8 protein-coding genes are annotated in these 8449 nt (G+C 54.4%); 6 read left to right on the forward strand and 2 right to left on the reverse strand.

Going from position 1 to position 8449, the window contains the following annotated elements; genetic code table 11:
* Positions 1 to 120: 120 nt before the first annotated feature.
* The 6 genes from rbsD to rbsR all read left to right on the forward strand — a co-directional run bounded on the left by rbsD (position 121) and on the right by rbsR (position 5933).
* Positions 121 to 540 carry a D-ribose pyranase gene (rbsD, locus tag WFN87_RS21680; protein WP_336983686.1) on the forward strand — a complete coding sequence of 140 codons (420 nt, stop codon included), beginning with the start codon at positions 121 to 123 and terminating at the stop codon, positions 538 to 540.
* A 10-nt stretch (positions 541 to 550) separates the two neighbouring features.
* Positions 551 to 2065 (forward strand): ribose ABC transporter ATP-binding protein RbsA, encoded by a 1515-nt coding sequence (rbsA, locus tag WFN87_RS21685; protein ID WP_166994953.1) that lies wholly within the window; start codon positions 551 to 553, stop codon positions 2063 to 2065.
* Positions 2062 to 3027 (forward strand): ribose ABC transporter permease, encoded by a 966-nt coding sequence (gene rbsC / locus WFN87_RS21690; protein ID WP_008457775.1) that lies wholly within the window; start codon positions 2062 to 2064, stop codon positions 3025 to 3027. The genes rbsA and rbsC overlap by 4 nt, the downstream gene beginning before the upstream one ends.
* Before the next feature lie 27 nt (positions 3028 to 3054).
* On the forward strand, positions 3055 to 3942 hold the full coding sequence (rbsB, locus tag WFN87_RS21695; RefSeq protein WP_008457776.1) for a ribose ABC transporter substrate-binding protein RbsB: 888 nt from the start codon (positions 3055 to 3057) through the stop codon (positions 3940 to 3942).
* Positions 3943 to 4010: 68 nt separating this feature from the next.
* Complete coding sequence (gene rbsK / locus WFN87_RS21700) at positions 4011 to 4937, forward strand: ribokinase (RefSeq protein ID WP_336983685.1); 927 nt, start codon at positions 4011 to 4013, stop codon at positions 4935 to 4937.
* Between the two features lie 3 nt (positions 4938 to 4940).
* Complete coding sequence (rbsR, locus tag WFN87_RS21705; RefSeq protein ID WP_336983684.1) at positions 4941 to 5933, forward strand: ribose operon transcriptional repressor RbsR; 993 nt, start codon at positions 4941 to 4943, stop codon at positions 5931 to 5933.
* Here the strand turns inward: rbsR and mdtD are convergent.
* Together mdtD and WFN87_RS21715 are read right to left on the reverse strand one after the other, a co-directional pair.
* On the reverse strand, positions 5930 to 7324 hold the full coding sequence (gene mdtD / locus WFN87_RS21710) for a multidrug transporter subunit MdtD (protein WP_442892787.1): 1395 nt from the start codon (positions 7322 to 7324) through the stop codon (positions 5930 to 5932). The genes rbsR and mdtD overlap by 4 nt on opposite strands.
* 30 nt (positions 7325 to 7354) lie before the next feature.
* Positions 7355 to 8053, reverse strand: coding sequence for a FadR/GntR family transcriptional regulator (locus tag WFN87_RS21715; RefSeq protein ID WP_008457780.1), 699 nt, complete (start codon positions 8051 to 8053; stop codon positions 7355 to 7357).
* Between the last annotated feature and the right edge of the window lie 396 nt (positions 8054 to 8449).

Consider the following 8449-nt stretch of genomic DNA (forward strand, 5'->3'; position numbering starts at 1 on the left):
TGCATTTATTAGCGAAACGTTTCGATGTTGATCACACTTCTTTAACCTGGTGGTTGTTTAACCGCCACCTCTTTTCCTACACTCATTATCAGCGAAACGTTTCGCTAGTGGAGCAGGAAAATGAAGAAAGGTACCGTTCTTAACGCTGATGTTTCGGCCGTTATCTCCCGTCTGGGGCACACCGATTCACTGGTGATTGCCGATGCCGGGCTGCCAATTCCGCGCCATACACAGCGCATTGATTTGGCATTAACTCACGGCGTTCCGGGCTTTATGCAGGTCGTGGATGTGGTAACGCAGGAAATGCAGGTTGAGGCGGCAATCGTTGCTTCTGAAATCAAACAATATAATCCCGCGCTTCACGAAACGTTGCTCAGCCATATTGAGCAACTGCAAAAACACCAGGGAAACACCATAACTATTCGTTACATCAGCCATGAGCAGTTCAAGCAGCACACCGCGGATGCACATGCGGTTATTCGCAGCGGGGAGTGTTCCCCGTATGCGAATATCATTCTCTGTGCCGGCGTAACCTTCTGAGGAGGTCAGCATGGAACCCTTACTGCAACTTAAAGGGATCGATAAATCGTTCCCAGGGGTGAAAGCCCTGTCTGGTGCGGCGTTGAACGTTTACCCGGGCCGCGCAATGGCGCTGGTGGGTGAGAACGGCGCCGGCAAATCCACGATGATGAAAGTCCTGACCGGGATCTACACCAAAGATGCCGGTTCGCTGCTGTGGCTGGGAAAAGAAACTGCCTTTAGCGGGCCAAAAGCGTCTCAGGAAGCCGGTATCGGGATTATCCACCAGGAACTCAACCTGATCCCGCAGCTCAGCATTGCGGAGAACATCTTCCTTGGCCGCGAGTTTGTCGGGCATTTTGGCAACATTGACTGGAAGAAGATGTACCGTGAAGCCGACAAGCTGCTGGCGAAGCTGAATTTACGCTACACCAGCGAGCGTCTGGTGGGCGAGCTGTCGATTGGCGATCAGCAAATGGTTGAGATTGCCAAGGTGCTGAGCTTTGAGTCCAAAGTCATCATCATGGATGAACCGACCGATGCGCTGACCGACACGGAAACCGAGTCGCTGTTCCGCGTTATCCGTGAGCTGAAGGCTCAGGGCTGCGGCATCGTTTATATCTCCCACCGCATGAAAGAGATTTTTGAGGTGTGCGACGACGTGACAGTGCTGCGTGACGGGCAGTTTATTGCCGAGCGCGAAGTCTCCACGCTTACCGAAGATACCCTGATCGAAATGATGGTTGGCCGCAAGCTGGAAGACCAGTATCCGCATCTGGACAAACAGCCCGGCGATATTCGCCTGCGGGTCGATAACGTATCTGGCCCCGGCGTGAAGGCGGTTTCTTTCACGCTGCGTAAAGGCGAAATCCTCGGCGTTGCCGGGCTGATGGGTGCCGGGCGTACCGAATTGATGAAAGTGCTTTATGGCGCGCTGCCGAGAAGCGGTGGCTATGTGGCGCTGGATGGCCGTGAAGTAGTGACTCGTTCTCCGCAGGATGGGTTGGCTAATGGCATCGTTTACATCTCTGAAGACCGCAAGCGCGATGGGCTGGTTCTGGGGATGTCGGTGAAGGAGAACATGTCGTTGACCGCGCTGCGTTATTTCAGTCGCGGGGCTGGCAGCCTGAAGCATAAAGATGAGCAGCAGGCGGTGCAGGACTTTATTCGCCTGTTCAACGTCAAAACGCCTTCCATGGAACAGCCAATTGGCCTGCTGTCCGGCGGTAACCAACAGAAAGTTGCCATCGCGCGTGGCCTGATGACCCGTCCGAAAGTGCTGATCCTCGACGAGCCAACTCGTGGCGTCGACGTTGGGGCGAAAAAAGAAATTTATCAGTTAATTAACCAGTTTAAAGCCGAAGGGTTGAGCATCATCCTTGTGTCGTCCGAGATGCCGGAAGTGCTGGGCATGAGCGACCGCATTATGGTTATTCACGAAGGGCGACTGAGCGGGGAGTTCTCCCGTGAAGAAGCCACCCAGGAGGCGCTGATGGCCGCGGCCGTTGGTAAGCTTAATCGAGTGAATCAGGAGTTAGATAAATGAGTACCCAGACCGTGTCCACCCGTCGCTGGTTCACCAAAGCGTGGCTGATGGAGCAAAAATCGCTGATCGCTCTGCTGGTGCTGATTGCGATTGTCTCGGCCCTGAGCCCGAACTTCTTTACCGTGAATAACCTGTTCAACATCCTGCAGCAAACGTCGGTGAACGCCATTATGGCGGTGGGGATGACGCTGGTCATTCTGACCTCCGGGATCGACCTGTCCGTCGGTTCTCTTCTGGCGTTGACCGGGGCGGTGGCGGCCTCGATTGTGGGCTTTGAGGTCAATGCGCTGGTGGCCGTTGCCGCTGCGTTGGCTCTTGGGGCTGCCATTGGTGCCGTCACCGGCGTGATTGTGGCGAAAGGGCGAGTTCAGGCCTTTATTGCCACGCTGGTGATGATGCTGCTGCTGCGCGGGGTGACGCTGGTTTACACCAACGGCAGCCCGATGAATACCGGCTTCTCGGACAATGCTGACCTGTTTGGCTGGTTCGGTATTGGCCGCCCGCTGGGGATCCCGACGCCGGTCTGGATCATGGCGATTGTCTTCCTGGCCGCGTGGTACATGCTGCACCATACTCGCCTGGGGCGTTACATCTATGCGCTCGGCGGTAACGAAGCGGCGACTCGTCTGTCAGGCATTAGCGTCAACAAAGTGAAAATCATCGTCTACTCTCTGTGTGGTCTGCTGGCGTCGCTGGCCGGGATCATCGAAGTAGCGCGTCTTTCCTCTGCGCAGCCAACGGCGGGTGCGGGATATGAACTGGACGCTATCGCGGCGGTTGTGTTGGGTGGCACTAGCCTGGCGGGCGGCAAAGGCCGGATTGTCGGCACGCTGATCGGGGCATTGATCCTCGGCTTCCTGAACAACGGTCTGAATTTATTAGGTGTTTCTTCTTATTACCAGATGATCGTCAAAGCGGTGGTAATTTTGCTGGCGGTGCTGGTGGACAATAAAAAGCAGTAAAACCATAACCCTACAGGACATCTGACTATGAACATGAAAAAACTGGCTACCCTGGTTTCCGCTGTCGCCCTGAGCGCCACCGTAAGCGCAAACGCCATGGCAAAAGACACCATCGCGCTGGTGGTGTCTACCCTGAATAACCCGTTCTTCGTGTCGCTGAAAGATGGCGCGCAGAAAGAAGCCGACAAGCTGGGCTACAACCTGGTGGTGCTGGATTCACAAAACAACCCGGCAAAAGAGCTGGCCAACGTGCAGGACTTAACGGTTCGCGGCACCAAATTAATGCTGATTAACCCAACGGATTCCGACGCGGTGGGCAATGCCGTTAAGATGGCAAACCAGGCTAAAATCCCGGTGATCACTCTCGACCGTATGGCAAACCAGGGGACCGTGGTGAGCCACATTGCTTCTGATAACGTTGCTGGCGGCAAAATGGCCGGTGATTACATCGCTAAGAAACTGGGCGACGGCGCGAAAGTCATTGAACTGCAGGGTATTGCTGGTGCTTCCGCAGCCCGTGAACGTGGTGAAGGTTTCAAACAGGCTGTTGCGGCACATAAATTTGACGTGCTGGCCAGCCAGCCCGCTGACTTCGACCGTACTAAAGGTCTGAACGTTATGCAGAACCTGCTGACTGCACACCCTAACGTTCAGGCTGTGTTTGCTCAGAACGATGAAATGGCACTGGGTGCCCTGCGTGCGCTGCAAACCGCGGGTAAATCTGATGTGCTGGTCGTCGGTTTCGATGGTACGGCTGACGGCGTGAAAGCGGTCGAAGGCGGTAAACTGGGCGCAACAGTGGCTCAGATGGCTGACCAGATCGGCGTTATCGGTGTGGAAACCGCTGATAAAGTGCTGAAAGGCGAGAAAGTGGATGCGAAAATCCCGGTTGATTTGAAACTGATCACCAAATAAGAACCAAAGAAAAGCAGGGCAACGCGCCGCTCAGGTATGAGCGGCGCACTCAAACTGGATATTAAGATATGAAAAGCACAGGCAAACTCGTCGTTCTTGGCAGCATCAATGCTGACCATATCCTCAACCTCGAACATTTCCCAACGCCGGGTGAAACCGTCACCGGGCAGGGGTATCAGGTGGCGTTCGGCGGTAAAGGTGCGAACCAGGCCGTTGCGGCAGGGCGCAGTGGAGCAGACATTGCGTTTATTGCCTGTGTGGGCGATGACGACACCGGCGGTCGCGTGTGTAAGCAGCTTGCCAGCGATAATATTGATACTTCGCCAATCAGCACGATTAAAGATGAAGCGACCGGCGTGGCACTGATTTTTGTCAACGGCGCAGGTGAAAACGTGATCGGCATTCACGCTGGCGCGAATGCCGCTTTGACTCCCGAACTGGTGGCAGCGCAACAGCAGAAAATTGCTGATGCTTCGGCGTTATTAATGCAGCTGGAATCCCCGCTTGAAAGCGTGCTGGCCGCGGCGAAAATTGCCCATCAGCACCAGACCAAAGTGATTCTGAATCCGGCCCCGGCCTGTGAACTCTCTGATGAACTTCTTTCTCTGTTAGATATGATCACCCCGAACGAAACTGAGGCAGAAAAGCTGACCGGCGTACGCGTTGAGAACGATGCAGATGCCGCCAAAGCTGCAGAAGTGCTCCACGGTAAAGGTATCGACACGGTGATTATCACGCTAGGTAGCCGTGGCGTATGGCTAAGCGAAAAAGGTCACGGCAAACGAGTGCCGGGCTTTAAGGTAAAAGCTGTCGATACTATCGCTGCTGGCGACACTTTTAACGGTGCGCTGGTGACTGCGCTGCTGGAAGAAAAACCGATGGAAGACGCCGTACGATTTGCTCACGCTGCCGCTGCAATTGCCGTGACGCGAAAAGGTGCTCAGCCGTCCGTGCCGTGGCGCAAGGAAATAGATGAGTTCCTGCAGCAGAGGTAAGCCATGGCTACCATGAAAGACGTCGCCCGCCTGGCGGGCGTTTCGACTTCTACCGTTTCTCACGTCATTAATAACGATCGCTTTGTTAGCGATGCCATTCGCCAGAAGGTTGAGGCCGCGGTAAAAACGCTGAACTATGCGCCTTCTGCGTTGGCCCGTAGCCTCAAGCTGAATCAAACGCATACCATTGGCATGCTGATCACCGCGAGTAGCAACCCCTTCTATTCCGAGCTGGTTCGAGGCGTGGAGCGCAGCTGCTTTGAGCGCGGCTACAGCCTGGTGCTGTGTAACACCGAAGGCGATGAGCACCGCATGAACCGAAATCTGGAAACGCTGCTGCAAAAGCGCGTCGATGGATTACTGTTGTTGTGCACCGAAACGCATCAGCCTTCGCCTGAAATCATCAACCGCTACCCGACTATCCCGACAGTAATGATGGACTGGGCTCCGTTTGAGGGGCAGAGCGATGTGATTCAGGATAACTCGCTGCTCGGCGGAGAAATGGCGACACAGCACCTGATCGACAATGGCTATACCCGTATTGCCTGCATCGCCGGGCCGCAGGACAAAACGCCTGCCAGGTTACGCCTGGAGGGGTACCGGAAAGCCATGGCCCAGGCCGGGCTGACGATTTACCCCGGTTATGAAATTATCGGCGACTTCGAGTTTCAGGGCGGGTTTAGCGCCATGAGCGAACTGCTTACCCTGGTGGACAGGCCGGACGCTGTATTCATGGGGAATGACGCTATGGCCGTTGGGGCCTACCATGCTTTATATCAGGCTGGTCTTAGCATTCCGCAGGATATGGCGGTGATTGGCTACGATGATATCGAGCTTGCACGCTACATGGCGCCGCCGCTGACGACGATTCACCAGCCCAAAGATGAGCTCGGCGAATTGGCCGTGGATGTGCTGATCCACCGAATGAGGCAACCCGATCTGGCGCAGCAACGGTTACTGCTGACGCCAGAGCTGGTGGAAAGAAGCTCCGTTTAAGGCTTGTGGCGCTCTTTTATTAAGTTGCGCCCGTCTTTGGGGCGCAGCAGCAGAAATACCACCGAAGAGACCAGCGTTATCGCGCCCATCGTCAGCAGCGTGTAATGGAACTGTTCGATGGTATTGACGCTGTCTATTCCTTCCCATGCACGTAGCACCGCGGCACTAACGGCAACCCCAAGGCTAATTGAAAGCTGCTGAGTCACGGCCAGCACGCTGTTGCCGCTGCTGGCGTTTTCATCCGTCAGGTCCGCAAGGGTGATGGTATTCATGGCCGTAAACTGCGTCGACATTGCCATCCCTAATATAAAGAGGGGCAGGATCAGCAGCCAGACTTCCATGCCCGGTGACTGCAGCGAGAACTGGGCAATCAGCAGGCCGATGACCAAAGTGATCCCGACCAGCGTTTTACGGTAACCCATCCAGCGCAGCACCTGCGTGACGGTCGATTTAGCCAGTAGCGAACCGACCGCCGTAGGTGCCATCATGCAGCCAGCCAATAATGCTGAATAGCCAAACCCCACCTGCAGCATAAGCGGCATTAAAAAAGGCACGCAACCGGTGCCGAGGCGTGAGGCTATATTGCCGACGATGCCAACGGAGAAGGTACGCGTCTTAAAGAGAGGCAGGGGAATAAGCGGCGTTGGAACGCGGCGGGCATGCCAGACATAAGTCAGCAGCAGTAAAATCCCGCCCAGAATCACTAACATGCCTATATAGCTGGCGACAATCCGCTCGCCAAACAGCTCAACCCCGCTGGATATCAGCACCAGGCCCGCGCCAAATAGCAAGAAGCCGCTCATATCAAACCCGCGCTTCGGCGTGGTGAAGTTGGGCATGTACTTGCGGGCATACAGCAGGCCCAGAATGCCAATCGGAATATTGATTAAAAATATCCAGTGCCAGCTTGCCCAGGTGACCAGAACGCCGCCGAGCAGTGGGCCGATAATGGGGCCGACCAGACCGGGCATGGTGACAAAGTTAAGTACAGGCAACAGCTCGCTGCGTGGGTAAGCCCGAAGTAATGCCAGACGGGCAACCGGCATCATCATCGCGCCGCCAATTCCCTGAATCACGCGAAAGATGACCAGCTCGGTTAAAGATCCAGACATGGCGCAGGCAAAAGAGCCGAGAGTGAACAGGCTAACGGCCAGCATAAATACGCGGCGTGTGCCGAAGCGGTCCGCTAACCAACCGCTTACCGGGATAAGCATGGCGACGGTTAAGGTGTAGCTAATAATGGCAGCCTGCATGGCCAGCGGGGAGCGATTCAGGCTATGGGCTATTGCCGGTAGCGCGGTGTTAAGGATGGTGGCATCCAAAGCCTGCATAAAGAAAGCCATTGCGGCTATCCAAGGCAGGCCGGCCATGCTGCGTGCTGTTTTCGTCATTATTATCCTGAAGGTTATGTGCGCTTTAGACTACCGATGAGTGACGGGTTCCTTTAATAGCGCCAGGCAGGCGTTAAAAGCGGCCTGTCCCTCTCCCTTAGCAATGGCATCCACAATCGCCTGATGCAAATCGAGCTTAATGACTTCGTTATCGGTAATCGCGGTGAAGTAATTGTAATAAATCGATCTGAATAAGTTCGCGAAAGATGTCATGAAAGGGTTACCACTCATTTCATAGATGAGTTCGTGGTAGGCCATATCCACTTCAATCCACCGCTGACGGTCAAAGGCCGTCTGCAGTTCTGTCATTTGCGCCATCAGTTGAGTAAGCCTGGTTCGCTGCTGCTCATTACTATTAATAGCGGCTAATGCGCAGGCCTGTGGCTCCAGGCTATTACGCATAATCAAAAACTCTTCTACTACATGGCTGAAGTTATCTTTGGTCATCCACCAGGCTATCAGTTCTTTATCAAGGAAGTTCCAGTGGCTGCGGGGCATGACGCGAGTGCCAATCCTTGGGCGAGGCAACAGCATGCCTTTAGCGGCTAGCGTCTTGACGGCTTCACGAACGGCAGTCCGGCTGACGCCAAAGAGATCACCCAGTTCCATCTCGCCCGGAAGAATGCTGCCTGCCGCATATTCACCCTTGAGAATTCGCTGGGCAATTTTCTCTGCCAGCACATAAGAAAGGTTTTTTTGGGCGGCGAGTTGTTGAGTGGATAAAGACATGACGCAATTCCTTTAGCTGTATTTCTTACCCTAGTATGCCACCGGCGGTGATTTTGCGGTGATTTATGCAGCAAATATCCCTGATTTGCTGGCTTTCTGCGCGCCATTGGTGAAAAAGAATGCGGTCAGAAAGTTTTTTCAAATTAGGGGTTGTCAGGCTCTGAGAACTCCCTATAATGCGCCTCCACTGACACGGCGAAGCGGCTTCGAAAGCGACTTCACAACCCGGTAGTCAGTCAGACGAAAGCGAAAATAAACGCTTGACTCTGAAAGAGGAAAGCGTATTATACGCCACCTCGAGTTAGCAAGCGAAAGCGCCTAACTCACTGCTCTTTAACAATTTATCAGACAATCTGTGTGGGCACTCGCAGGATTGATATCTCAGCATCTTCGGAT

The sequence above is a fragment of the Cedecea sp. AS113 genome (assembly GCF_037152415.1).
GTDB lineage: Bacteria > Pseudomonadota > Gammaproteobacteria > Enterobacterales > Enterobacteriaceae > Cedecea.

Bases quoted from the DNA above. Each gene is read 5' to 3' on its own strand.
- rbsR (WP_336983684.1), top strand. From the start codon at position 4,941: ATGGCTACCATGAAAGACGTCGCCCGCCTGGCGGGCGTTTCGACTTCT.
- mdtD (WP_442892787.1), bottom strand. From the start codon at position 7,324: ATGACGAAAACAGCACGCAGCATGGCCGGCCTGCCTTGGATAGCCGCA.
- rbsA (WP_166994953.1), top strand. From the start codon at position 551: ATGGAACCCTTACTGCAACTTAAAGGGATCGATAAATCGTTCCCAGGG.
- rbsD (WP_336983686.1), top strand. From the start codon at position 121: ATGAAGAAAGGTACCGTTCTTAACGCTGATGTTTCGGCCGTTATCTCC.
- rbsK (WP_336983685.1), top strand. From the start codon at position 4,011: ATGAAAAGCACAGGCAAACTCGTCGTTCTTGGCAGCATCAATGCTGAC.
- rbsC (WP_008457775.1), top strand. From the start codon at position 2,062: ATGAGTACCCAGACCGTGTCCACCCGTCGCTGGTTCACCAAAGCGTGG.
- rbsB (WP_008457776.1), top strand. From the start codon at position 3,055: ATGAACATGAAAAAACTGGCTACCCTGGTTTCCGCTGTCGCCCTGAGC.
- WFN87_RS21715 (WP_008457780.1), bottom strand. From the start codon at position 8,053: ATGTCTTTATCCACTCAACAACTCGCCGCCCAAAAAAACCTTTCTTAT.